This window comes from Paenibacillus sp. sgz302115, assembly GCF_056120445.1.
The window spans coordinates 1-254 of the sequence record NZ_JBVYOK010000093.1 but is presented as its reverse complement, the minus strand read 5'-3'; the positions used below and the strand labels follow the sequence as shown (position 1 = coordinate 254).

Here is a 254-nt window from a genome sequence, read left to right as displayed (position 1 = left end):
GGATCAAGTTGCTGTAAGTTCTGGTCGAACACGGCTGTGTCGATAGAAGTTACAGACAATTGAGAGCTTAAACTCTCAAAACTGAGCAACGAGTGAGCCACTAACCGACCTGGTTAGATTTAAGATTTGAATGTCTTCGTTGCAGAAGACGATTCTCCATAGAAAGGAGGTGATCCAGCCGCACCTTCCGATACGGCTACCTTGTTACGACTTCACCCCAATCATCTACCCCACCTTCGGCGGCTGGCTCCCTT

Annotated in this window: 1 rRNA gene; it reads right to left on the bottom strand. The window is 48.4% G+C overall.

The annotated features are described in order from the left end of the window. Positions 1 to 162: 162 nt before the first annotated feature. Positions 163 to 254 (bottom strand): 16S ribosomal RNA (locus AC0LWN_RS32805); the annotation flags it as partial.